This is a genomic window from Jidongwangia harbinensis (assembly GCF_020216025.1).
Lineage (GTDB): Bacteria > Actinomycetota > Actinomycetes > Mycobacteriales > Micromonosporaceae > Actinoplanes > Actinoplanes harbinensis.
In genome coordinates this window covers 56,054-79,106 of sequence record NZ_JAIWNC010000033.1, presented here as the reverse complement: position 1 = coordinate 79,106, position 23,053 = coordinate 56,054, and the positions used below count along the sequence as shown (strand labels likewise).

Here is a 23,053-nt window from a genome sequence, read left to right as displayed (position 1 = left end):
CACCTTCACGCTGGAGCTAGGCGGCGCTGAGGATCAGGTGGGCGTCGGTGAGGTGCAGAACTTGTTGCACCAACGGTTGTGGACGGACGATCCGCAGCGACGCACCGGCCTGCAGAGCAGCGGCACGAGCGCGCAGCAGGGCGCCGAGACCGGCCATATCGAGAAACGACACTCGGGCCAGGTCAACGACCATGCTGGTCACCAGGCCGGCGCTGAGTCCTGCGTGGATCGCCGCCACGAGTGCATCAGCAGTATCCACGACCAGTTCCCCGGCGACGCCGATGACGGCGATGCCGTCCTGATCCACGTCGGTCGTGAGCTGCATGTGCGTCACGGCGGCGCCCGGCGATGCGCCGGGCGAGGTGCTCGCCGTGATGGGCGTGTGCGAGGTGCGGTGCGCAAGGTCCGCGGCGATGTCATGCACCTTGCGGTTACTGTCCTGCGCAATCTTGACGAGTACGGCGAACGCCTCGTCGGCGGTGCAGCGTCGCTCGCCCATGATGATGCCCTTCGCCTGTTCGATGACCGCCCGGTGCACCATCGCGGCTTGCAGGTGGCGCACCTGGTTGGCCTGCATGTCGTGCCGGTGAATGGTCTTCAATGCAGCGGCGGCGTACCCGGCGAGACCTTGCGGAGGGCCACCCGCGTCGGGGACGGCGTCGGGCTGAGTGGCGTAGACGGTGAGCGCCCCGGTGACCCCGTCGTCGATATCCAGGCCGAGCGACAATACGCTGCGTGCGCCGGCGTTGATGCTGTGCCGGATCCAGCGTGGCCAACGGGTCTCGGTGTGCAGATCTGCAACGTATATGGTCGCCGCCGACGCTGCCGCCTGCAGAGACGGCCCCTGACCAGTGCGGTACTGCCAAGTGTCGAAGACGCGCGCCACGCCGGAAGTGGCGGCTACCGTGTACGCCTGGGTGCCGCGCAACATCATGACGGACACCTCCGCGGTAATCGGGAAAAAGCTCCTGACCAGGTGCGCGACAGCCTCCGCGGCGTCATCCGGATCCGTGCGGTCGGCCGTAACTCGTTGGCCCGCACGTGGCGCATCAACAGGTTTCACGACTGCCGCCCTGCGGCGCAGACGACTACCGCGGTGCAGCTGGAAGGTGAGTCAGTGGTAATGGCCTACCCCCTCCAGCGTGGTACAGCACACGCCGGGGTCTAGGGCGGCGGCCGACAAGACCGCACTGACTACACTACTCGCAACTGATGATCCTGCAGGTCTCCCTCCGGAACTCGCCTCCGGCAGCATCCGAGCGATCATCGAGGGCTTCCAGCCGTCCGACGCGACCGCCATCAGCGCCCCGGACCTCTTCGGCCAGCGACCCACCGAGGTGGCGGCCTACCTTCGCGAGTACGACATGACGGTCACCGCCTGGCCGGACGGGATCGCCCTCAACCGGCCCTTATCCGCTCCCGCAATACCGCAGCAGAGAACAGCAAACCCCCGCCCGATCTCACCGACGCGCGTTACCGGCTGCGACACCGCGCCAAACACCTCCGCGTACGGCCCGACCTCCACGTCCGCGACGTAGAACAGGCCGGAGCAGCACACAATCCAGCGACTGAGGCCGACCGGTAGAGAACTCGGAGGGGTTGTCGGTGCCACAGGCAGAGCTTCCGCCGGCGGAGGGTTCGCTTCGTCGGCGGCAACCCAGCATCGTCTGACGATCACCCCTCGATGAAGGGCACCCATCGGTCCGACCTCAGCTGGCGATCCGCAGACGCCAGGACGTGCGGATGTAGCCGCACTCAGGCGGCACCGCTGGCGGACGCGGCGTCCTCGTCCGGTTCATCGATCGGCCGGTTCGCTGCGACTACTGGCCGATGGCGAGGACAACCTTGCCGTGTATCCGTCCCTCGGTAAGCGCCCGGATTGTGCCGCCGGCGTCCTTCCAGCTGTCGCGCCTGGCGACGCGCGGTGTCAACGTGCCGTCCGTGACCCGCGCGGCCAACCACGTCAGGTCTGCGGACAGCCCGGTACAGGCGCCCAGGAAGAAGGACGTGATGGAGCGGTTGTTCCGCCCGTCGTGGCCGGAGAAGGCCAAGACGGGGAAGCGTTCCCCCGCGCTGCTGACGTGGCCGACCGACACCAGGATCCCGTGTTCGGCGAGTTTGTCGTACGCCTGCACCAGGGTCTCCCCGCCGACCACGTCGATGACGCCGGTCACCGTTTGGTCAAGCTGTTCGGGGGTCTGGATCACCTCATGTGCACCCAGTTCGCGTAGTTCCCCGCCGTGGGCGTCCGGGTCGCTCGTCGAAGCCGTAACGTGTGCACCGCCGAGGCGGGACAATTGCACGGCGTACCGGCCCACCGCACCGGTGGCACCGGTCACGAGCAGCCGGCGCCCGATGATCGGGCCCAGCCTGTGCAGTGCGCGCAACGCGCTCGCGCCGGCCACCGGCACCGTGCTTAGAGCCGCCAGGTCGGCGGTCTCCGGTGCCACCCCGATCCAGTCGGTTCGCACTGCGCGTAACTCCGCCCACCCACCGGCGAAGCCCAGCGTCACCACCGGGGTCCCGACGGCCGGACCGGAGCCGTCCGCGGCCGCCTGCTCCACCACCCCGGCGGCGTCGTAGCCGGGCACGGCTCCCTCTGGGGCGTTGTCCAGGTACAGGTCGCCCGGATTGATGGAACTGGCGACTACCCGGACCAGGGCCTCGTTGGCGGCGGGCAGGGGGTCGGGTGCTGAGCCGAGCCGGAGATTGCCGGGCACGGAGCGATCGACGAGTAGAGCTTGCATGGCAGCGCCTCTCAGTTCGGACTACTGATCGAGAGGATGCCACTTAGTGGCATTCGCCTGCAAGTGGCACATGTCTCTCGGTAGGATCGCATCATGGCCACCGCGTCCTCGCACTCCCCCGATCCGCGCCCGCCGCTGCGGGAGCGCAAGAAACAGCGCACGCGCGAGGCGCTGACGGACGCCGCTCTGGACCTGTTCACCCGTCGAGGCTTCGACGGCGTGACGCTCGATGAGCTGTGCGACCGCGTCGAGGTCTCCAAACGCACCTTCTTTCGCACCTTCGCCAGCAAGGAGGAGGTGGCGATGGCGCCCTACGAGGACCTCTGGAGAACATTCATTGATGACCTGGAACTCCGGCCGGCTTCTCCGGACCGGCCGGTTCTGCAGGCGTTGCAGGACAGCGTGCTCGCCGCCATGCAGACCATGGACGCCGGCGACTGGGCACACCGCCTGCTGCTCTGCACGCAGCTGGCCGGCAAGACCCCAGCGATCGAAGCTCATTGCCTGTACTTCTGCGACGTCACCGTCCGCGCCGCGCTCGACGTCCTACACCGCAGGTTCAGTCTCGCGTCTCACGACCTCCGGCTCCGGCTCGCGCTGGACATCCTCGTCGCCGCGTTCCACCGCGGACTCGAAACCTGGGCCACCCGGCCGCAGGCTGCGACCGCCGACCAACTGGCCACGGACACCCGTGCCGCGTTCGCGGCGATCCCCGGCATCCTCACCCTCGCTGCTGTCGCCCCGGCAGACCATGCCTGATGGTCTTCCCGCACGACCGCGCGGTGCTGCGGCAGATCGCCGACCGGGTAACCGTCCTGTTCCCAGGCCGGATCGTCGAGACCGCGCAGGACCAGCGCCTACTGCCCTCGCGTTCCCGGGTCATTCGTGATCCCGGATTCCTCAATGTGCCGCGCTCGACTTCAGTCGGATCTCCGCCGCGTCCTCCCTGAGCGCAGCATCCGGTTCCAGTCCCGCAGATAATCGAACCATCGGCTGCCGGTCGACGCGGCCCATCCGTTCGATGAAGCGTTCGGCGGCCTGCGTGGACTCCTAGTCGTACTCGTTGAGCGGGTCCATCCGGTCGTCCATCCGGATGGACGTGGCGAGGCGCACCGCGCCGCAGCCGAGCGGGATGCGCAGGAAGTCGGCGTCGGCTTGGCGCCGCTCGCAAACTCGGTGCCGGGTGGTGGCGATGGACCACAGCCGGGCTGGTGCCGGGTTGGCCAGCGTCGATGATGATCAGCGCCGGGCGGCCGAACGTGACCATGTACGCGGCCATGCCGACGCTGTTCAGCAGCGGCATCAGCAGGGTCCAGGCGCCGTTCGTGGGGTTCTCCTTGGGTTCCTCCGGCGGCGTGGGCAGGGTGGCCGTCTCGTTCGGCAGTTCCGGCACCAGCAGCCGGGCCGGACGGTGGAACGCCAGCTTGGTCATCGGTCCTCCTCAGCCGCGCACGTCGACGTTGATGCGGGCAAGGTCCTCGGCCTCCAGGGTGCTCAGCTTTCGTCGGTGGGATCGGCGAGTGCGGTGACTCGGCCCGCGTGCTGCTCGGTCATCTGCTGGAAGACCTTGCGCGCGAACCGCGACGACAGACCCGGGTTGGCGGAGATGAAGTGCCGCATCTGTTCGGGTAGCCGGCCACGATGACGACCAGTTCCTCGCGATGGTCCTCCATCAGCTTGACGAGCGTGGAGATGACCTCCTGGCCGAAGTCGGTGCCCTGTCCCTCGGGCGCCAGCGCGTACGCCGGGATTGCCCGCGAACACCAGATGGCGGGACATCGGCGGCGGGGACAGGCCGGCCACCTTGCGCCGCTTGACCATCTGCACGCGCTTGACCATCGTGCCGACATCCTGCTTGACCCGGGTGAGCCCGACCAGCCCGTCGAGTTGCCTCAGCAGGTCGCCCAGCGCGGTCACGGCGCCGTCGGGGGCGGGCCGGCCGGGCGCCGCGGGGGGGGGGCGGCCCGGCCCGCGCGGGTCCGGCGACGGCGGCGCCCGCCTCGGCGGAGGGCAGCGTCGCGGTGGCCACGCCGGAACTCCAGCACGAGTCGTACGTGGCCCGGGCATCTTCGGCCTGGCTCAAGTCTTCATCGGCGTCGTGCACGTGGCAGCGGACGAATTCCGGGTCGGCGCCCGCTCTGACGTACACCGCCGGGCAGTCGGTGCGCGACACGTCCGCGTCGAGTACCCGGCCGTGTGCGTCCGGCCCGAAGTACAGGCCGTTCTTTGGCACCGGCTGACCGACAGTCCGCGGATCACCGGGGTGGCACCGGCCCAGACTGCGAGGCCCCTGCCGCCGGTCCCGGTGACTCGCAGTCCTCCAACAGCGGGGCCGCGTTCTCGGCGACGAAGATGCCGGCCGCGCTTTGGGACGGCCTTCTTCCGCGCGCCCTTCTCCCCCGGTTGCAGCGGGTCGATCAGATTCCAGAATATGCCCACCACGACGGCACCCACAGCCACCAATGCGGTGACCGTGATGAGCGTGGGCCAGCGGACCGTCAGCCGTTCACTGGCCGGCTTGTCCCCCGCGTACTCGACGAACGCACGGACGAACTCACTGCGCTGCGCGATCGCCGCGGACGGGGTACGCACGCCGGACCCCGGCATCACCACCGCCGTGGGCCCACGGTCCTCGCGGTTCCCGGTCATTGTGCGAGGGACCCTCCGGACAGGGACTTCGTGCCGGCCGAGGAGCTGTCTTCGATGGACTGGTCGGAGTCCGGCGCCCGGTCCGTGGCGGGCTGCTCGGCGGCGCCGTCGTCCGCGGTGACGGGCGTCGATGCGGGACGCGGCATCGCAGGTAGGTCAGCCACCGACGGCGGGTTCGGGTCGTCGTCGGAAACCTCGTCCGGCTCGGGCTCGTCGGGGTCGTAGCGCCGGTCGGTCAACATCCGCCTGACCCGGAAGATCAGCAGACCCGCGGCAGCCAACGCGACCAGCGCCACCACGACCACCAAGGTGGTGCGGCCGCCGGACGCGGCCGGCGTGAACCTGCCCGCTGCCGCTGTCGCTGTCTCCGGCCGCGGCGCGGACTCCTCGGGCAGCACCTTGGTCACCGACGCGACAGGATTGATCAGACCCCAGCCGAACCGGCCGTCCGGCTGCGAGCCGTCGGCCAGCTTGCGCGCGGTCGCCCGGACGCGATGCGCCACCTGCTTCGCGTTCAGGTCCGGGTACGCAGCGCGGACCAGGGCGGCAGAACCCGCCACGAACGCGACGGCGTACTGGGTGCCGGTCCCCGATACGGCGCCGACACTGGTGATGCCGATGCTGCCGACATTGACGCCGGGCGCGACAACGTCGACCGCGCCGGAACGGTAATCGGCAGCAGTCTCGGTTTTGGCGCTGATCCCGCCGACCCGCAACGAGCCGTCGCCGACCTGCGCGTCCGGATTGTTCGGCTGTGCCTTCAGCGGGGCGCCAAGCACCACCACCACGTCGCGGCGGAGGGCATCGTTGATCGCCTTAACCACGCCGGCGTCGGTGGTGTCGACGTACGAGCCGACCGCGACCACGGTTGCACCCGCGTTCGCCGCGGCGCTGATCGCGGCGGCGGCGGCGGCCGGCGCCGCCTTGGTGCCGTTCGTCACGACACGAACCGGCATGACGGTGGCGTCCGGGGCGACGCCGCGCATCTGGCCGGCGCTGCCCTGCGCGGCGACGAGAGCGGCCATGGCCGTGCCCGTGCCGGGGCAGTCGACGTCGCCGCGACCGCTGCCACCGACGATGTCCATGCCGACCGTCACGTGACCGCTGAGCTGTCGCAGCCGCCCGTCGACACCGGAGTCCACGACGGCGACGAGCTGGCCCTTGCCGCGGCTGTGCGGCCACGCCTGATCCGCCGCAAGGCGGAGCGTGGCCCAGTCCGACTTGGCGCTCGATGCGGCGGCGCGGGCGCACTCGCCCTTCTTGCCCGCCTCGGGTTTCGGCGGCGGACTCGCCGGAAGGTTTCCGGCTTGCGCCAGTTCGGCGCCTGACGGTACCCGTCCGCCGTCGGACGTCGTCCTGCCGGGTTCCGTCGCGGGGGCACCGGTACGCCCTTTGGTGCCCCGGTCGGGCGTGCCTGCTCTCGGCGCCGGTAGCGCCTTCGTCACCTGGCTCGACGACGGTTTGTCGGGCAGCACGCCGTACTGCACGCCGCTGCCGACCGCGTCGTAGGGCAGGACCAGCAACCAGCCCGCGGTCAGCTGCTGCGGGTCGAGCAACACCCCGCCGTCCGGCTGCCGGCGGCCGGTGTTGAGGTTGAACAGATCGGCCGAGCGGTCGCCGGAGCCGAGGAACCGGGTAGCGATCTCGGTGAGATTCTCCGGCGCACCGTGGTACGACGAGGTCACCGTGTAGTACTTCACAAAGTCCTCGTCTGCGGCCGCCGCGGGCCCCGCGGTCAGGCCGACCGTCCACGCCAGCGCACAGCTGGCCAGCCCCACGCGACGTACCGACCGGGTGATCCAAGACATTGGCTTCTTCTCGCTTTTGTCGTTACCAGCGGCAGTTCCCGCTAACCAGACGATGGGGGCACGAGCGAAGTTCATGCCCGGCACAGACGTCTGCCGGCGAGCCGGTGAACCTGTGCGATCCCCCGCCGTCGAAGGAGGTGTACCCTCAACGCCTGCCGGAAGGGCCGCATGGAGCTGGGTATCTACAGCGTCGGCGACGTCACGCCGGACCCGGTTTCGGGTCGCACCCCGTCGGAGGGGCAACGCCTCGCGGCGATGGTGACGATCGCCGTGAAGGCCGAGGAGGTCGGCCTGGACGTGTTCGCCGCCGGCGAGCATCACCATCCGCCGTACGTGGCTTCGTCGCCGGCCACCCTGCTGGGCTACGTCGCGGCCCGCACCGAGCGGCTCATGCTGTCCACCGCCACCACCCTGATCACCACCAACGACCCGGTACGGATCACCGAGGACTACGCGGTTCTGCAGCACCTCGCCGGGGGTCGGTTCGATCTGATAGTGGGTCGCGGCAGCAGCGCACCCGTGTGCCCCCTGTTCGGCCGGCACCTGCACGAGAGCGAGGCGGCTGGCCGACGAGAACTACGCGCTGCTGCGCCGGCTCTGGCGTGAGGAGGCGGTGGACTGGACCGGCCGGTTCCGTAGCCCGCTGGAGTCGTTCACCTCCGCGCCACGGCCGCTGAACGGCACGCCACCGTTCGTCTGGCACGCCGCGGTGAGCAGCACGGAGGTCGGGGAGCGGGCCGCCCGGTACGGCAACGGTTTCTTCGCCAACCACATCTTCTGGCCGCCGGAACACACCCGGCGGATGGTGGCGGCGTACCGCGAGCGTTTCGCCCACCACGGCCAGGGCGATCCGGAACAAGCGATCGTCGGGCTCGGCGGCCACGTGTTCTTGCGCCGTCGCAGTCAGGATGCGGTCCAGGAGTTCCGGCCGTACCTCGACCGTGAGCGCGGCTACGGCGGCGCACGCTGGAGGAGTGTGTCGCCTCCACACCGCTCAGCGTCGCAAGTCCGCAGGAGGTCATCGACCGCGTGCTCGGATTCCGCGAGTATGCCGGCTCGTACCAGCAGCAGTTGTTCCTGGTCGACCACGCCGGTCTGCCGCTGCGGACCGTGTTGGAGCAGCTCGATCTGCTGGGCGAGGAGGTGGTGCCGGTACTGCGCCGCGAGTTCGGGGCCGACCGGCCCGCATCGGGCCCGGTGGCGTCGACGCCGGCCGGCACCGGTTGAGCGCCGCTACTGTGCTCGTGAGCACCGTGCGACGCCGCCGCGCGGGACTGTTCTGTTCGTGCCGTGGCCTTTCCGCCTCGCGCCTCGAAGCCGTGCGCCTGCAACTGCTCCCGGAGTGCCCGGAGGCCATAGAAGGTGCGGGACTTGACGGTCCCGACCGGGACGTTCAGCAACTCGGCGGTCTCGCTCAGGCTCCGACCGTGTAAGTAGATCTCCACGATCGTGCGCCGCAGCCGGTCGGGAAGGCTGTCCAGCGCGGCCCGCACCACCTGCGCGTCCAGCAGCCGATCGAACGGGTCTTCCACCGGGGTGGCGTGCGCGTCCATGTACTCGTCGGCCAGTTCCTCCGGGCGGATGTCCGCGGCGCGCACCTGATCGATGAAGATGCGCTTGGCCACCGTGAAGATCCATGGCCGGGTCCACTGGCCGTCGGCGTTGCGGGCCTTGGGATTACGCCACGCCCGAAGGAGGGTCTCTTGGACGATGTCCTCGGCTCGGTGCACGTCTCCCCGGGTCAGCCGGGTGAGGAAGCTGAGCAGCAGCGGTCTGTGCACCTGGTGCAGGTGCCGGAGAGCTTCGGGATCGGCGGGATGGTCCGGCCCGGTCGGGGCGGTTCGCGCCGAAGGGTTCAGCTGTTTCACACGGCCACCGTTTCAATAGACCGGATCCGGTACGTTCGTTCGCTCATGAGCGGATCAGCACCTAGCGGTGGTCGACCTCGTCCCGCTGCAGGGGAACCGGTTGATCCGGACGCCGTTGAATGTGCCGTCCTTATTGGGTCCGATGTCGTCGCCGATGATTTCCAACGCCTTGCCGGAGTTGCGGTTGATGATGTGTACCTGGCCGTCACCCGCGTCCCGTAGTTCCCACTGTTGATGAGGATCGGACGGCTTGGAACTCAGCTGGACCAGTTCGCCGTGATCGCCCTTGGTGGCGTTACGGATGCCCAGCGACTTGCCGCTGAACGTGTTCGTGATCACCACGTACTTGACCGACTTGGCGGGCGTCAACCGCAGCTCCAGGACGGGGCCGGCCCAGACGTTCCGGATCCGGTACGTCGCACCGGGCTCGTACCGCAGCGTCACCTCGGATTCGGCGTCCGCCTTCGCCTTCGCTCCGGGTTTCGGGGCTGCGCTCGCGGCCGCAGCCGCCGCCGGACCGGAGGCCGGCCCCGAGGCCGAGGGGACGGACAGCGGGGCGGGCGCCGACACGCTGGTCGCTGCGGCGGGGTTCACCGACGGCGCGGGGCGCAGCCGACGGTCCTGCTCATACCTTCCCACCAGCGTCGGCGCGATCAGCCCGAGCTGCGGAATGTTGACCCGGGGCAGGCCGTTCGCTCCGCGGATGACCGGCATCCCCCACTGGTAGACGCCCAACGCCAGCACGTACGGGTCGCCGCCGCTCAGACCGCTGAGCTGACCCACCAGGTCACACATGGCGGCACCGAGCGCCGGGATCGCGTCCTTCGGCTCCCACACCGTGGCAGTGCGGGACAGCCGGTACCGCTGCCAAAGTTCCGGGGAGTATTGGGCGATGCCGGCCGCACCGTTGGCGGAACGCAGGTTCGGATCGAACCGCGACACCGCCATCAGTTGGGCCGCCACCCGCGCGGGCGTGATCGTCGGGCACAGCCGCCCGGCCGCGCGCACACTGGCCACGTACTCGTCACGCACCTTGACCGGCTCGGCCCGGACGGTCACCGCCTGCGCACGACGGCTGTCCGGCCGGAACACGTCCTGCTTCGCATACCACAGGGCGTACGCGACCACCTTGTCCACGTACCGCTTCGCTCCCGACGGAATCCCGCGGGCCTTGATCGCCGTCGGCAGGCCGGCCTTCCCGGCGGCCACCGCCGCCTTCCACAGGTCGCCCTGCACCCCGGCCGCACGCAGCTCGCCGACCGCGTTACACGTCTGACGGCCCAGCGGGGGAAGGTTGGCGCGCCGGTCGGCACGTGCGGCATTGACCCGTGGACGCCACTGCAGCCAGCTGGAGGTGTCGAGCCCGCCGACGCCGACCGACCCGCCGGTGTCCGTCGCCCGCGGCTGGAACCCCGTCGCCGCCGGGACCGGCTCACCGGCCAGGGCGTCGGGATCGGCGATCGAGGGTCCGCCGACGGCAAACAGCGTCACGCCGCACGCCAGTAGTACCGCCGCAGCCGCGATGTCGATGCGGCGCCGGACGAGGGCCGTCAGACGGCGTCGTACCTCCGGCTTTGTTGCGGTCATTAGGCACACCCCACGCATGGCGTTCTTGAGCGAAATTGTCCCGGGTCCGAGACGGGGCACCGTGGCAGTCCGGCACAGATGCCACCCGGCGCCCGCAATCACGTGTCACCCGCTCATCGGTGCCGGCTAGCCTGCCCCGTGGTCCTCCACGTAACGCAGACGGCGTACCGGAGGAAAGCCGTCACCACGCACGTCCGGGACCTGCCCGCGGTTTTCCTGTCCCGGCATCGGGTGCTTCGCAGGCTCGCTCAGACGTTGCATCGAAACCCGGCCCAGGGCGAGGTACCGACGGTAGAGCTGGATCGCGTTCCCGCCTGCCATGTGGTTCCCCGTCCAGTAGACGTACTCGACTTGCCGAACGGCGCCGGAGACGCTGTCAGGCCGGATCCGACGGTAGGTTGCCGGGCGGCTCCGGGCGTCACCCTGAAACGGTCATTCGAAGCCGTTCGGGTGGTAGTCGGCTACCCCCTAGGGGGTAGGTGCGGCGCTGTTGGTGAGCCCGCCTACCGTGTTGCCGTGCGTCTGCGTGTGGGAGTGTCCTGGCTCGATGGGCTGTTGGCGGCCATGCTGACCGTGTTCCCGCTCGTCGTGGTCGTGCAGGAGCAGAACTTCAGCTGGATCACCGGCACGCTCGCGGTGCTCACCGCGGCACCGGTCGCCCTGCGGCAGATCGCTCCGGTGACCACCGTCACCGTCATCCTCAGCGCACTGCTGATCTACTGGCTGTTGGGGTACGGCGAAATCCTCAGCGGTGGAATCACCGTCCTGGTGGGCGTCTTCACGGTCGCGACGCTGTGTACCGCGAGAGTCACAGCGCTGGTCTGCGCCGCCGCGATGGTGGTGGTGACGATGGTCTGCTACAACGAGCTCATGCCTGCGACCGACTGGCCTCGTCTGGCGGGGTCGGTACTCTTCCTCCCGGGGGCCTGGATGCTCGGTGAAGCCACCCGGCGGCGCGCCCGCCGCATCGAGATGCTCCAAGCGAAGGCCGCCGGGGCCGCCGCCGAGGAACGGGCACGCATCGCACGGGACCTCCACGACGTGGTCGTGCATCACATGTCCGTCGTGTCCATGCAGTCCGGGGTGGCCGCCCACAAACTCGAGGCGGACCCCTCCTCCGCTCGGCGCGCCATCGAGGCGGCCGGAGACGCCAGCCGCAGCGCGCTGACCGACCTCCGGCGCATGCTTCAGGTTCTGCAGATCAACGGTGCTGACTCCGGGAACCAGCCGGTCGGGCTGGCCGCCATCGATGAGCTGGCGCAGCAGATGTCTGCACCCGGCCATCCGGTCGACGTCGCGGTCACCGGTGCGGTCCGACAGCTTCCGGCAGAGATCGACATGTGCGCATATCGGGTGCTGCAGGAGTCGTTGACGAACGTCCTCAAGCACGCCGGTCCCGCCACCGCCCGCGTCAACGTGCACTACGGCACGACGACGCTCACCCTGAGCGTCACCGACGACGGCATCGGCGCTCCTGCATCCCCGGCGTCGCCACTGTCGCAGGGGATCCGCGGCATGCGTGAACGCGTCGAGCTGTGCGGCGGCGACTTCGCCGCTGGCCCATCGGACAGTGGAGGTTTCGCCGTGCTCGTGCGACTGCCCACCGGTACGGACCGATGACGGTTCGGGTACTCGTCGCCGAGGACCAGCCGCTGACCCGTACCGGGCTGTTGGCCGTGCTCGACCTCGCACCCGAGCTGACCGTCGTCGGCGAGGCGGCCGACGGCGCCCAAGCCGTCGCACTGGCCGCCGAGACCCGCCCGCACGTCATCCTCATGGACATCAAGATGCCGGTGCTGGACGGGATCACCGCAACGCGCAGGATCCTGCAGAACGCCGGTGACGAACCACCCGCGATCATCATGCTCACGACGTTCGACGTCGACGAGTACATCTACACCGCACTCGGCACCGGCGCCGCGGGATTCCTGCTCAAGGACACCCCACCAGCGCAGATCATCTCCGCGGTCAAGGTGGTCGCCGAGGGCAGCATGCTCATCACGCCGAGCGTGACCCGCCGCTTGGTGGAAAGCCATGCGCAACAACACCTGACCCGCACCTGCAACGAGACCGCACTCGCCAAGCTGACGGCGCGGGAGCGCGAGGTGCTGAGGCTCGTCGGCCGCGGACTGACCAATCTCGAGGTGTCGCAGCAGCTGCACCTGAGCGAGGAGACCGTCAAGACGCACGTCAAACGGATCATGCACAAAATGAAGCTAAGCAGCCGGGCCCAAGCCGTGGTGACTGCCTATGAGACAGGACTGGTCGTGCCCGGGGAATAGCTCTTCCCGGACACCGCAGAGGTGGATGGGGGCACGGTCGGTGCCCCCATCCACCCTTCCCTCGAACCACCAAGATCCCTAGCGTGCCGTTGCATTCCCACCATCCTTTCCACGTCCACCTCCGGTGGGCAGTGCAACCACGCGGAGGAAACCGGTCTTGTCTTCGTCAATTGTGGGCGACGCCGCCGAGCCGGCTCGCTGACGGCCGCCGTGGCGACCGTTGCCCTGGTCACGACGGCGGTGCCCGTCGGAGCCGGTGCAGAGTCGGCCACGGCGGCCGGAGACTCAGCCCGGTACATCGTGCAGCTGGCCGACGCCCCGCTCGCCTCCTACGCGGGCGGGACCGACGGTATCCCCGCGACCAAGCCGCGGCCCGGCACCCGGATTGGTTCTGGTCGTCAGGCGGGCGCCGGCGAGGGCACCATCATCGGTGTCATCGACGGCGGGTTCTGGCCGGAGAGCCCGAGCTTCGCGAGCCTGCCCGAGCCGCGCCCGGACGCGGCCACCGTCGCAGCGAAGTGGAACGGCACCTGCGACGCCGGCGAGAGTGCCCCGATCCGTTGCAACAACAAGGGTCCGGCGCGATCACGTGGAGCGACCTGCGCGGCCACTCGGTGCGCAGCCCGCTCTCGGTGCGGCCGACGAAGATGGCCGCGCCGCAGACGGTACGCGGCACCGGTGGCACCGGCTCGGTCACGATCCCGGTGCGGCTGGGTATGACGGCAAGGTGCGAGTGCTCGGGGACGGTCCCGTCGCGCCCACGGTCGACCGGCTGACGGTCGCCGGCGTCAGCGAGGACTTCAACCAGGACGTGCCCACCGAGGGACCCGGGGGGCACGAAGCGGACCATCACCGTGCCGCCGAACACCTTCCTCACCCGGTTCTCGCTTGGCGTGGACGAGCTGCCCCTCGGCGCCGACATCGCGTTGATGGTGTACCAGGACGGCAGAAGGATCGGCGTCAGCACCGGGTCGGCCACCGGTCGCGGGGTGACGCTGACCACGGGCGGCACTTTTGACGTGTACCTGGTGCAGCGGGGTTGTCCGGGAACCGCATCGAGCAGGACGTCACCCTGAACACCTTCGCGCTCCGGCAGGGAGACACCACCCTAGAGGTGTCCCCACGCGAGCACACCTTTACCAGCGGTACGGAACTGGCGGTCACGGTGAGCTGGTCACAGCTCCAGCCCGGAACGCCGCACCTGGGCGGAGTCATGGTTATCGACGACGACGGCACCGGAAAGGGAATCCTGCTGGAGATCCAAGCCTGACCGGCCGCCACCCCGGCGAGTGACGGGCGGATCCGCTACGTGGGTCCGCCCGTCCGGTCGACGAGCCGCCGACCGGACCAGACCGATGTACACCAGGTCGAGCACGCAGCACAGCAGCCCGAGGCCCAACACGAACCCCAGGTCGAACAGGACCCCGAACACGATTGTCGGCGCCAGGGTGCCGATCCATTTCCCCACCGCGATGAGCATGCTCTGACCGCGCAGCCCGCCACGTCCGACGAACATGGCGATGAACAGGCCCGACATCAGGGCGTTCTGCAGAAACGCCGAGTACGCGCCGCCGTAGCGCGCCCCGAACTGCGCCAGGAACAGCCACTGGACGGCGAACCCGGCGCCGAACACCAAGACGCTCCAGCCGACGAACATGTCCCGGGTGACGGTCGCCGGCAGCTCACGCCGACCGTACCGCAGGTAGGTGTGCACAATCACGACGTCGGCCAGTGCCCAGACCAGGTTCACCACACCCTGCATCGAAACCCCGGCCGTCAGGTGCACCACGGCGTACGTGGCTTCCCAGGCGAAGTTCAGGGTGAGCGCGAGTACCGGGATCGCATATGTCCGGTCCCGCCGGCCGACCCGGATCGCCTCGACGTAGACCACCGTCCAGGCGATGCCGGAGGTCAGCATCAGTACGGGGACAAGACCGGTCATGGCGCCGCCGTTCGTTCAGTTCGTCGCATTCCACAGCCGGTCCGTGCCGCGCTTGCCGTTCACGTCGGTCGGCCGGCGTACCCGACTGCCGTTCTGATCAGCCATCCGGCACACGTCCGCCGGCCCCGGCCCACCGTCATACCTCGCGGACCAGCGGACGGTGCGCTCCCCGGAGCCGGCGCCCACGCCGTCCAGCCCCAGCCGGCCGCGAGTGGCACCGAGCAGGACAAGCGCCACCACCGTCGCCGACAGCAGGACGACATGGCCGCTGTCGCGCGCCGTCAGCTGCGGGAACATCTGCGGCCAGACCAGCGAGAACACACTGTTGACGCTGGCGTGCAGCAGCATCACCATCGGCACGCTCTCACCGGTCCGGTTGAACACCCAGGTCATCACGATGCTGAGCGGCACACACGCGGCCACGAACTCGATCGGCTGCCACCAGGTCACGTCCGGGAAGCCGCCCCAGAGCGTGAGATACAGCGGCAGATGCCACACGCCCCACCACACCCCGAGCACGACCGTCCCGACGACGGCGCCGTACCGGCGCTGCAACCGCGGCAGGGCGAAGTCACGCCATCCGGGTTCCTCGGCGACGGCGGTGGTCAGGAACTGCACGAGCAGCATCGGCAGATACCCGAGAAGCACAACGGCACTCGGCATGCGGGCCTGGCTGGCGGCACCGGGAGCGGCGAAGGTGGCGAGCGTGACGGCGACGGGGACGGCGGTCAGGATTCCCACGTACCAGCGCCAGCCGACCCGCCAACGGGTCAGCCGGCTCGCCCAGTGCCGCAGCCCGATCCGGCCCTCGGCCGCCGCCGTGACGATGAACGCCGCGGTGACCGGGCCGAGGTAGGCTCCCGGCAGGACACCGAGGAACTGGTCGGAACCCAGCAGCTCCGGGAAGCGCACGGCGACCAGTCCCAGCCCGTTCTCCGACAGGACGTAGGGCAGCCAGGCCAGCCAACTGAGCCCGTACGCCAGGACGAAGAACGTGACCAGGGCATGACGACGAACGAAGGCACGCGGGCCGGTCGTAGCGGGCACAATCGTTGCTGGGAGCACCTGAATCTCCTGAGAAGCGCCGGGGCGGCGATCGGTGCGAACAGCACACCAGTCGCTGGCCCCGCCGGCATTCCCGTAGTCGCCCGAAGCCGGGTACAGCAGGCACTACCGCGGGCATCTCCGGCAACTGCAATACCAACTCGCCACCTGGCTCGGCTTCTGCCCGCAATGCACCAACCCGTCCCGACCTAAAAAATTCCTATTAGGACTGGGGCAAGGCCGCCGCCTTCCGTCCCGAGGTCGTAGACGGTTACGCCCACAAGCTGTTCGTCTCTCAGGCTCCCTCAATGGCGCCGGCCACGTCGCGGACAAGCCAGCAATCAGCGCCGCCGCCAACACCCGTCTCTTTCTCGTACCCGAACTCCTCACTACTCGCAGACCCCGTGGCCGTGGCCGTCAAGAACGCTGGGCGGTTGGCCCATTTTGTAGGGCTGTTGGTAGCGGGTCCCCCGCGGCGTTGGTAGTGGCTGATTGGGCGCAAATCTTATGTTTGAGGCGCCAGGCGATCCAGCGCAGGCTGTGCAGTCTGCCGTGGCGGGCGTGTAGGACGGTCTGCGCGAGTAGATTCCGGATGTCGGCGACGCTGGTGTAGGTGAGCAGGTCCGGACTCAGCCAGTCGGGGCCTGCCGGGCGGGTTGTCGTTGGGCTCCTGCTCTTCCCAGGTCGGTGGTCTGGTTACCGGTGCTGGTGGCGGTGTCGCGGTGCAGTGTGGCGCGTTGGACCTGATACTTATCGATGCCGATGGGATCTTTGCCTTGCTCGCTGTTCTCCTCGATCTTTCACCGGGCCCCGGCGATGCGGATGAGGGGTGGCCGCCGGGCCCGGATCCGGGGCGTGTGCGAGGAAGTAGGTGACATCGTCCGGGTCGGTGATCGAGCGCCGCAACAGCACGGTGTGGGCGAACCCGTCGGCGGGCCTCTCATCGCTGACGTGCAGGTTGCCGCCGAGACGTACGAAGGCCCAGTCACAGAAGCGTTGCCCTTTACCGCACGAACGGCGCTGCCAGTCGCCGTCGGCCAGCCGGGACGACAGCCCGTCGGCGCGGGTGATCGCCGCCGCGCCGGGCAGGACTCTGATCTGGGCCAGCGGCAGCGCCGCCGAGGTCGCCACCACATAGGGCAGGCCGTGGGCGGCCAGCCAGTGGCGGACCTGGGCTACTGACCGTAACCGCCGTCCATGGTGACCCAGCCGAACGGCACGTTCGCGGCGAGCGCCTCGGCAAGCAACTCGACCGCGAGATCAAGCTTGGTGGCGAACCCGACCTGGGTGGGGATCCCGGCCTCGTGGCAGCGGGCCACAAGACTGCATCCGCCCCGGAGGACCGTTCCCGGCCCGCTGCGCGAGGGTCCAGCAGTTCCTCTTCTCCAGGTCCGACAGAAGCCCACCGACCAGGTCAGCGATCAACCAACATCGTTACGTGATCCGCAGCTGTAGTACATAGATGATCGGTCAGTCCCCGTTGCCGAAAACCTTGACCTCGCACTCGTCGACGAATTTGTACACGTTGTCCGGCGGGAGCCCATCGGGGAACGAAAAGCCGTCCCCTTCGGGGTCTAGGTCGACGTCGATCTTGTGTGACTTCATGCAGGTAACCTGGTCGCGAATCTTGTCCTTGAACAGGGGGTCGGTGCGTTCCGCCCGGTCCACGACCGTCTCCGGCTCCTTGGCCACGCAGGCGGCGAGAGCCTTATTCTGCTTCGGTGACGTCCGATCCTCGATACCCTTGACGCTGCCGTCAGCGTTGCTGACGAACTCAGCGCCGTTCGCCTTCAGGCATTCACCCCACACCTTACGTAAGCGGCTCACCTCCTGTTCGGAGGTGTCGACCCGGATCAAGGGCCGTTCTCCACCACCCGCCGGTGCGGTGCCCGCACCCTCCTTGGCGGGCGCGGCGGCAGATGGGCCATTCCCGGCGATGGTGGCGACGTTGTCGTCGGTCTCGGGCTCGCCACCGCAGGCGGTCAGGGCAGCCAAGGCGACCACCGCAACGGCAAGGCCCCACGTTCTGGTCAGCGCTCGAAGATCCATGAAGGCATCGTGGCGTCCGGTTGTCAGAGACTTGTCAGACCCGGCCGATCTTGCGATGGGCAACGAACTGATCTTCAGGCAAACTCGCTGATCTCGAGACCGAGCGGACGGCCCGGCGACCCGCTACCCACAGCCCTACGAAGATGGGACAACCGCCCAGCGTTCATCTCGCCTGAAAGATCCGCAGCTGTAGTACAGGGCCGTCATCGTCTGGCGTCTCAGCCCAGCACCGCCGCCGGCGCTGACACAACCGGAAGTCCGGACGCCGGCGACAGCCCGCTGACCGAACGACTAGCGCGCCACCTCGTCGCGATCTACAGCGACGTGCACGGCACGGTCGTCGATTTCGACGCCGACATCCACCTTCAGCACGCGGCCAAGGCAATCGGGCGTACCTACTCGATAACCGCTGACCTCAACGGGACAGCCCTGGAAACCCACCTCCCCGGACTGGCGGCACTGAACCTGCTGCGCTGGCCCCGCCCGGTTACCAGGCCGTACAGCAGGCCGCGTGGCCCGGACGCCCGCACGGTCGGGCGCCTGCGGTGGCGGCCGAGTGCGAATCCCTCCTCGCCCAGGGCCGGGTCGCCGGCCAGGGTGAACTCCGCGTCTTACGGCTCGTCCCCGGCCAATTCCGTGGCGGTGTGCCGGACGCTGCCGCCGTGCCGGCCGCCGGCATCACGCAGCTCCGCCAGCACCGTGTCCACCAACGGGCTGGCACCCGTCACCAGCGTCCGCCGGCTGCCGAGCGGCCGCCACGCCGGGTGCACCGGCCCGCCCGCCAGGCGGGTATACATCGACGATCTTCACGGTTCGAGGCTCGGTCTATACCGGCGCCGCGCCAATCGGTACCGGGACACGCCGCAGTCAGGTCACAGGACCCCGGCGCGAATCGCGTACGCCACAGCGTGCGAGCGATTGCGCAGACCGAGCCGCCGGGTCAGCACGTACAGCCGGTTCTGCACCGCGCGCGTCGAGGAACTCAGCATGACGGCGATCTTGTCGGTGTCGAGTCCTTCAGCCACCAGCCGCAGCACATCCACCTCGCCCGGCGCCAGGCCCGCGCGGCTTCCGGGATAACGGCGGTCCATCACGCGCCGCTGTTCCATGAGGTGATTGATGTGCGCAATGAGATAACCGACCATCCGCGCCGGCAGAATGGCGCCGCCGGCCGCGGCGGCGGTGACGCTCTGCGTCAACCGCTCGCCGGTGGCCGCGGCCACCGGGAGCACGGACACGATCCGGTACTTCACCAATGCCACGAGCTGCCTCTCGGTGACGTCGCTGGTGACGAGCACGGTCGGCACGCCGACCTCGGTGGCCAACCGGCGCAGCAGTTCGATCGACGCCACGCCCAGCCGCGGGACCGAGACGACGAGCACGTCCGGGGTCGGTTCCGGCAGGCGAACCACGGTGACCTCGGCTCGGCCGCTCAGCAGGCCGACCAGGCCGGCCCGGCTGAGCGGATCAGTCGCGTGCACGGCGACCCGGATGGGGCGGTGCAGGACGTCGACGCCTTCCACTGGACCGCACTCCTTTCCCGGTAGTCGACAGGCAGCGGTGGTGCCGTCTTCGGGCACGTCCCCACCGAGCCCCCGACGCCAGGGAAAACTAACGGAGTAGGTCACGTGCGATCGCCCCCCGAGAAGGGTCAAGTGCTACCCCACTGGTGGTACGCACCGAGGACCGGAAGACCGGTCCGGCCGGGAGTGGTCTCAGCGGGGCGCCGGGGCCGGTGAATCGGACGGCAGAACCGCGTTCCGGTCGCCGTGTTCCGCGGGCTCGGGCCGAGGTGGCCAAAGCGCCCCATCATGACCATCAGAGCGGGCACCAGCACGCCCCGGACCAGCGTGGCGTCCAGCACGATCGCCAGTCCGGTACCCAGGCCGAGCATCTGGATGAAGGAGCCCTGGCTGGACGCGAAGGCGAAGAAAGTGATCGCGCGCAGCAGCCCGGCCGCGCTGATGATCCGCACGGTACGCTCCAGGCCCGGCCTACCGACCTCCGGGGTGATGCCAGGCAGCAGGCCCTTGGCCCGGCTCTCCACCAGCAGCCGGGTGGTGCCGAGCGAACCGGCCGCGAGGAAGACCCACCGGGCGGAGAACGTGACGGTCGCCCAGACCTCGCCGCTCTCGTTGATCCGGTCGGCGGTCACGGCATAGCGGTCGTGCCGTCGACGCTGCGTTTGGCTCCGGAGTTGATCCCCAGGATGGAGTCGCCCACCGTCGCGGCCGCCGGGACCGTGCCGGCCAGTTCCTGACGGACGACATCCCAGGTCATCGCCAGGTCCGAAAGCGCCGCGGTCAGGCCCGCCGCGCGGGCCTCGGCGGTGAACTCACGGGCTTTGGCGTAGGCCGGCGAGGCGAGCACGTCGGCCGGGATCGGACTCGCCCGGCGTCTCGTGCTTCTTGACTATCCTGGTCTTTCCGCCAGGTCGCCGCTCGATTACCGCGGCGTCATCTTCCCTGTCGGAGTCGTTTGCCTACGGTGCCCGGACGGCGCGCCCGGTGCGCTCCCTTCCGGGCGGATGAACTGCGGTCCGGCCGGCGTCACATCACCGCCGTTCGGGACGAGACCAGGTCGGCGTCTCACACCTGCACCGGGGCGGCCACCCGACGCAGAGCCAGTCCGGCTGTCATCGTCCACACCGAGTGAGAAGACGTCCGCGCCCCGGTCAGGCTGGTAGAAGCGGTGCGCGCAAGGCCGACAGGACAGGGGCCACGCTCGACGGATGAGCACCGTTCGAGCCGGATGGCGTCCGCTGTGGATGAGAACTTCTGGCACGTGGGCCGGCAGCGGGCTTCCACGACGTGGAGGCCACCTGGTTTCAATGCGATACCGAATATCCGGACTTCGAGTCATGGTGGAGTACGGCCGCAACCGGCTCCGGCGGTGCGAGACCCACCTTGGCATGCTCGGTGTAGGTCCGGGCGTGGAAGTCGATGCCCGCATACTCGGCGTAGGCGGCGGCCGGGCGAACCGGGCCCATCGCCAGCCGCCCGACCGCCGGGTGGCGCAGAATATTGCCCACCCGGCGCCGGCTGGCCTTCTCGCGGACGTACCAGTGCCGGCCGGCGTGCGAACCGTCGTGATCGTCCCAGTGCCGGGGGCGCTCCTCGCGGATGTAGAAGTGCCACGCGAGCACCTCGGTGGGATGGAAGAGGTCGTAGCCCCACGTGTAGGCGCGGACGGAGAGAGTGATCTCCTCGCCGTGGAAGTAGATGGTCGGGTCGTACGGCACCTCGACGGGGAAGGAGCCCAGCGCGAACAGGAAGCCGGCGGCGAGGAAGCGCGCCCGCTCCGGCCGGCCGAGCGTCTGCCACTGCGGCACGACCTCCTGCCGGAACGTGGGTATGCCGTCGCCCGACCAGTCGTCCCCGACGATGCGGGTGGGTTCGCCGGCGCCGGTGAACTCGCTGCCCGGGTCGTACATCGAGGGGTAGCCGCTGAGGATCGGTTTGGCGGCGCCGGTGGACAGTGCGGCCGCTGCGCACCGTACGTCCCAATCCTGCGCGAAGCGCGTGTGGCTGTCGACCTGCAGGAACCAGTCGGCGGGCCGGTAGTGGCGCATGTTCTCCGCCCGGGCCCAGCAGGCGCCCCGGCTCTGCCGGGCGTCGAACTCGATGATCTCGACCCGGGGGTCGTCCCGGATGGCGGATACGTCCTCGTCGCCCAGGTGCTGCCAGTTGACGACGATCCGCAGGTCGTCGGGGTGCCGCGCCTTGGCCAGGCAGTCCAGCACGGTCGGCACCAATTCCGGATCGCGGTACGCCGCGACGGAGACGAAGATGCTCACCAGAGATCTGGCATGTCCGGCACGGGGACGGGGGCGAAGCCCCGCTCGGCGGCATGGCCGTTGAGCCATTCCTCCAGTGGGGGCGCGGACGGCGCGATCCACACGGCACCGCCGTCCTTGTCCACCACCACCGGACCACTGAGCACGGCGGAGGTGAACGTGCCGGTGCGAAACCATTTCTCGGAGTTGAAGGGGAAAACCCAGCACCAGGCGTACTCCGCCGGCGGCTCATCGGCCAGGCGCAGCGGTGTGTCCGGATCCTGCACCTCTACCAGTTTCTGGGCGGCCAGTACGCGAGCGGTCCCGGCGTCCATACCGGTTTCGGCTCCTTGGACCGGCGCCGCACCCGGCGCGCGGTGCTGCAGGGCTGACAGGGCCCGGTGCGCGTCGACCGCGTCCACAACGGCAAGGTTGTATTCGACGGCGCGCAGGTGCTCCAGCAGAGCCGGATCGGCGAGCGCGCCATGCCGGTCGAGGTCTTCGGTGAGGGCCTCCAGCCAGACCCACTGGCCGTCGGTCCGCACGGCCGGCGTGCCCGGCGTCGCCGCGATGATGGGGGCCGCGCGCAGGTACTCCAGCGCTGCGGTCCGTTCATCTCCGTCGACCGTCACGGCGACGGGCCCGGGACTCGCCACGCGGATCGCCGTGGCCGGAGCGGAAGCCCAGATGAGTGCGGCGTGTGCTCGCGCCGTCCGCTGATACGCCGGCAGCGGCAGCCCCGGACCGTAGACCTCGACCTGAGAGGAAGTGTCGCCCTCGCCGATGAGCGCCTGCTGCGCAGCCGCGGTGACGGCTGGCAGCTCGTCCGCCGTCGCGGCGGACTCGATCACGTAGACCCGGGCCGCCGCGGCGCCGTCGTCCCACACCGTCACCCGCCAGCCCCGCCAGACTCCCACCACTTCGTCGAGATCAAGAGCCGCCAGCACGGCCAGGTCGTACCGGTCGACGGCGGAGGGGTCACCCGTCACGTCGAGCAACGCCGGTACGGAGACACCGGAGGAGCCGAGCATCCCCGGTGGGACGGGGATGAAGTATGCGCCGGGTGGCTCGTCGACCGGGTCGGCAGCGGGCCGCGGCAGGTCGATGTCCGGCGCGAGCCGCCGCAGTAGCTCGAGTTCGGCCGTGGTCATCAGGAATCGGCCGGCCAGGCTCACGGCGCACCGATCGAGGTGTCCCTCGGCGAGTGCCCCGCGCAGCCCCGTCAGCTCGGCGTCCGGGATCCGACCGGCCGCCCGCAGGAGCAGAAGGTGCAGGTCGCCGGCGAAGGAAAGGTCGATCATG

Annotated in this window: 23 protein-coding genes and 2 pseudogenes; 7 read left to right on the top strand and 18 right to left on the bottom strand. The window is 69.3% G+C overall.

What is annotated here, in order from left to right:
• Positions 1–16: 16 nt before the first annotated feature.
• Complete coding sequence (locus LDL48_RS32295) at positions 17–934, bottom strand: ANTAR domain-containing protein (RefSeq protein WP_225258911.1); 918 nt, start codon at positions 932–934, stop codon at positions 17–19.
• A gap of 886 nt (positions 935–1,820) precedes the next feature.
• The gene (locus LDL48_RS32290) at positions 1,821–2,720 is read right to left on the bottom strand and encodes a zinc-binding dehydrogenase (protein ID WP_225258910.1); all 900 of its coding nucleotides are present in this window, start codon (positions 2,718–2,720) and stop codon (positions 1,821–1,823) included.
• Positions 2,721–2,840: 120 nt separating this feature from the next.
• Between LDL48_RS32290 and LDL48_RS32285 the strand changes: the two genes are divergently transcribed.
• Positions 2,841–3,506 (top strand): TetR/AcrR family transcriptional regulator, encoded by a 666-nt coding sequence (locus LDL48_RS32285; protein WP_225258909.1) that lies wholly within the window; start codon positions 2,841–2,843, stop codon positions 3,504–3,506.
• A gap of 735 nt (positions 3,507–4,241) precedes the next feature.
• Here LDL48_RS32285 and LDL48_RS32280 read toward each other — a convergent pair.
• Together LDL48_RS32280 and LDL48_RS32275 are read right to left on the bottom strand one after the other, a co-directional pair.
• On the bottom strand, positions 4,242–4,664 hold the full coding sequence (locus tag LDL48_RS32280) for a hypothetical protein (RefSeq protein WP_225258908.1): 423 nt from the start codon (positions 4,662–4,664) through the stop codon (positions 4,242–4,244).
• Between the two features lie 728 nt (positions 4,665–5,392).
• Positions 5,393–7,204: a S8 family serine peptidase gene (locus tag LDL48_RS32275; protein WP_225258907.1), complete on the bottom strand. Its 1,812-nt coding sequence runs from the start codon at positions 7,202–7,204 to the stop codon at positions 5,393–5,395.
• A 168-nt stretch (positions 7,205–7,372) separates the two neighbouring features.
• Here LDL48_RS32275 and LDL48_RS45410 point away from each other — a divergent pair, with 168 nt between their 5' ends.
• The 3 genes and pseudogenes from LDL48_RS45410 (at position 7,373) to LDL48_RS45400 (ending at position 8,431) form a co-directional block, all read left to right on the top strand.
• Positions 7,373–7,810 (top strand): LLM class flavin-dependent oxidoreductase, encoded by a 438-nt coding sequence (locus LDL48_RS45410; protein WP_443667682.1) that lies wholly within the window; start codon positions 7,373–7,375, stop codon positions 7,808–7,810.
• Positions 7,811–7,817: 7 nt separating this feature from the next.
• Positions 7,818–8,087 (top strand): annotated as a pseudogene (locus LDL48_RS45405) (LLM class flavin-dependent oxidoreductase); the annotation flags it as partial.
• Between the two features lie 146 nt (positions 8,088–8,233).
• Positions 8,234–8,431 (top strand): hypothetical protein, encoded by a 198-nt coding sequence (locus LDL48_RS45400; protein ID WP_443667684.1) that lies wholly within the window; start codon positions 8,234–8,236, stop codon positions 8,429–8,431.
• A 113-nt stretch (positions 8,432–8,544) separates the two neighbouring features.
• Here LDL48_RS45400 and LDL48_RS32265 read toward each other — a convergent pair.
• Positions 8,545–9,072 (bottom strand): annotated as a pseudogene (locus LDL48_RS32265) (sigma-70 family RNA polymerase sigma factor); the annotation flags it as partial.
• Positions 9,073–9,126: 54 nt separating this feature from the next.
• Positions 9,127–10,659 carry an RICIN domain-containing protein gene (locus LDL48_RS32260; RefSeq protein ID WP_225258906.1) on the bottom strand — a complete coding sequence of 511 codons (1,533 nt, stop codon included), beginning with the start codon at positions 10,657–10,659 and terminating at the stop codon, positions 9,127–9,129.
• A 516-nt stretch (positions 10,660–11,175) separates the two neighbouring features.
• Between LDL48_RS32260 and LDL48_RS32255 the strand changes: the two genes are divergently transcribed.
• Entirely contained in the window at positions 11,176–12,279 is a 1,104-nt protein-coding gene (locus LDL48_RS32255; protein WP_225258905.1) for a sensor histidine kinase, read from the top strand.
• On the top strand, positions 12,276–12,941 hold the full coding sequence (locus LDL48_RS32250; RefSeq protein ID WP_225258904.1) for a response regulator: 666 nt from the start codon (positions 12,276–12,278) through the stop codon (positions 12,939–12,941). The genes LDL48_RS32255 and LDL48_RS32250 overlap by 4 nt, the downstream gene beginning before the upstream one ends.
• A gap of 398 nt (positions 12,942–13,339) precedes the next feature.
• Here LDL48_RS32250 and LDL48_RS32245 read toward each other — a convergent pair whose 3' ends face one another.
• Positions 13,340–13,552, bottom strand: coding sequence for a hypothetical protein (locus LDL48_RS32245; protein ID WP_225258903.1), 213 nt, complete (start codon positions 13,550–13,552; stop codon positions 13,340–13,342).
• 243 nt (positions 13,553–13,795) lie between these two features.
• Between LDL48_RS32245 and LDL48_RS32240 the strand changes: the two genes are divergently transcribed.
• Positions 13,796–14,017 (top strand): hypothetical protein, encoded by a 222-nt coding sequence (locus LDL48_RS32240; protein WP_225258902.1) that lies wholly within the window; start codon positions 13,796–13,798, stop codon positions 14,015–14,017.
• A 98-nt stretch (positions 14,018–14,115) separates the two neighbouring features.
• Here LDL48_RS32240 and LDL48_RS32235 read toward each other — a convergent pair whose 3' ends face one another.
• From LDL48_RS32235 to LDL48_RS32185, 11 genes are all read right to left on the bottom strand, one after another.
• Positions 14,116–14,883 (bottom strand): transmembrane-type terpene cyclase, encoded by a 768-nt coding sequence (locus LDL48_RS32235; protein ID WP_504786279.1) that lies wholly within the window; start codon positions 14,881–14,883, stop codon positions 14,116–14,118.
• Positions 14,884–14,898: 15 nt separating this feature from the next.
• Entirely contained in the window at positions 14,899–15,930 is a 1,032-nt protein-coding gene (locus LDL48_RS32230; protein ID WP_225258900.1) for a type II CAAX endopeptidase family protein, read from the bottom strand.
• A 747-nt stretch (positions 15,931–16,677) separates the two neighbouring features.
• Complete coding sequence (locus LDL48_RS32225; RefSeq protein ID WP_225258899.1) at positions 16,678–17,061, bottom strand: hypothetical protein; 384 nt, start codon at positions 17,059–17,061, stop codon at positions 16,678–16,680.
• Positions 17,062–17,102: 41 nt separating this feature from the next.
• The gene (locus tag LDL48_RS44745; RefSeq protein ID WP_225258898.1) at positions 17,103–17,246 is read right to left on the bottom strand and encodes a transposase; all 144 of its coding nucleotides are present in this window, start codon (positions 17,244–17,246) and stop codon (positions 17,103–17,105) included.
• A gap of 151 nt (positions 17,247–17,397) precedes the next feature.
• A complete protein-coding gene (locus tag LDL48_RS32215) occupies positions 17,398–17,976 on the bottom strand; it encodes a hypothetical protein (RefSeq protein WP_225258897.1) in 579 nt (192 codons plus the stop codon).
• 611 nt (positions 17,977–18,587) lie between these two features.
• Complete coding sequence (locus LDL48_RS32210) at positions 18,588–18,773, bottom strand: hypothetical protein (RefSeq protein WP_225258896.1); 186 nt, start codon at positions 18,771–18,773, stop codon at positions 18,588–18,590.
• Positions 18,774–18,848: 75 nt separating this feature from the next.
• Positions 18,849–19,556 carry a helix-turn-helix transcriptional regulator gene (locus LDL48_RS32205; RefSeq protein WP_225258895.1) on the bottom strand — a complete coding sequence of 236 codons (708 nt, stop codon included), beginning with the start codon at positions 19,554–19,556 and terminating at the stop codon, positions 18,849–18,851.
• A gap of 71 nt (positions 19,557–19,627) precedes the next feature.
• Positions 19,628–20,131 carry an MMPL family transporter gene (locus tag LDL48_RS32200; RefSeq protein WP_225258894.1) on the bottom strand — a complete coding sequence of 168 codons (504 nt, stop codon included), beginning with the start codon at positions 20,129–20,131 and terminating at the stop codon, positions 19,628–19,630.
• Positions 20,128–20,346: a hypothetical protein gene (locus LDL48_RS32195; protein WP_225258893.1), complete on the bottom strand. Its 219-nt coding sequence runs from the start codon at positions 20,344–20,346 to the stop codon at positions 20,128–20,130. Before LDL48_RS32195 ends, LDL48_RS32200 begins: the two co-directional genes overlap by 4 nt.
• A 457-nt stretch (positions 20,347–20,803) precedes the next feature.
• A complete protein-coding gene (locus tag LDL48_RS32190) occupies positions 20,804–21,772 on the bottom strand; it encodes a GlcNAc-transferase family protein (protein WP_225258892.1) in 969 nt (322 codons plus the stop codon).
• On the bottom strand, positions 21,769–23,052 hold the full coding sequence (locus LDL48_RS32185) for a YrhB family protein (protein ID WP_225258891.1): 1,284 nt from the start codon (positions 23,050–23,052) through the stop codon (positions 21,769–21,771). The genes LDL48_RS32190 and LDL48_RS32185 overlap by 4 nt, the downstream gene beginning before the upstream one ends.
• Position 23,053: the final 1 nt, after the last annotated feature.

Excerpts from the sequence above, each read along its gene's own strand:
- LDL48_RS32295 (WP_225258911.1), bottom strand. The coding sequence starts at position 934 with ATGATGTTGCGCGGCACCCAGGCGTACACGGTAGCCGCCACTTCCGGC.
- LDL48_RS32285 (WP_225258909.1), top strand. The coding sequence starts at position 2,841 with ATGGCCACCGCGTCCTCGCACTCCCCCGATCCGCGCCCGCCGCTGCGG.
- LDL48_RS32275 (WP_225258907.1), bottom strand. The coding sequence starts at position 7,204 with ATGTCTTGGATCACCCGGTCGGTACGTCGCGTGGGGCTGGCCAGCTGT.
- LDL48_RS45410 (WP_443667682.1), top strand. The coding sequence starts at position 7,373 with ATGGAGCTGGGTATCTACAGCGTCGGCGACGTCACGCCGGACCCGGTT.
- LDL48_RS32260 (WP_225258906.1), bottom strand. The coding sequence starts at position 10,659 with ATGACCGCAACAAAGCCGGAGGTACGACGCCGTCTGACGGCCCTCGTC.
- LDL48_RS32250 (WP_225258904.1), top strand. The coding sequence starts at position 12,276 with ATGACGGTTCGGGTACTCGTCGCCGAGGACCAGCCGCTGACCCGTACC.
- LDL48_RS32235 (WP_504786279.1), bottom strand. The coding sequence starts at position 14,883 with ATGACCGGTCTTGTCCCCGTACTGATGCTGACCTCCGGCATCGCCTGG.
- LDL48_RS32215 (WP_225258897.1), bottom strand. The coding sequence starts at position 17,976 with ATGGATCTTCGAGCGCTGACCAGAACGTGGGGCCTTGCCGTTGCGGTG.
- LDL48_RS32210 (WP_225258896.1), bottom strand. The coding sequence starts at position 18,773 with ATGTATACCCGCCTGGCGGGCGGGCCGGTGCACCCGGCGTGGCGGCCG.
- LDL48_RS32185 (WP_225258891.1), bottom strand. The coding sequence starts at position 23,052 with ATGATCGACCTTTCCTTCGCCGGCGACCTGCACCTTCTGCTCCTGCGG.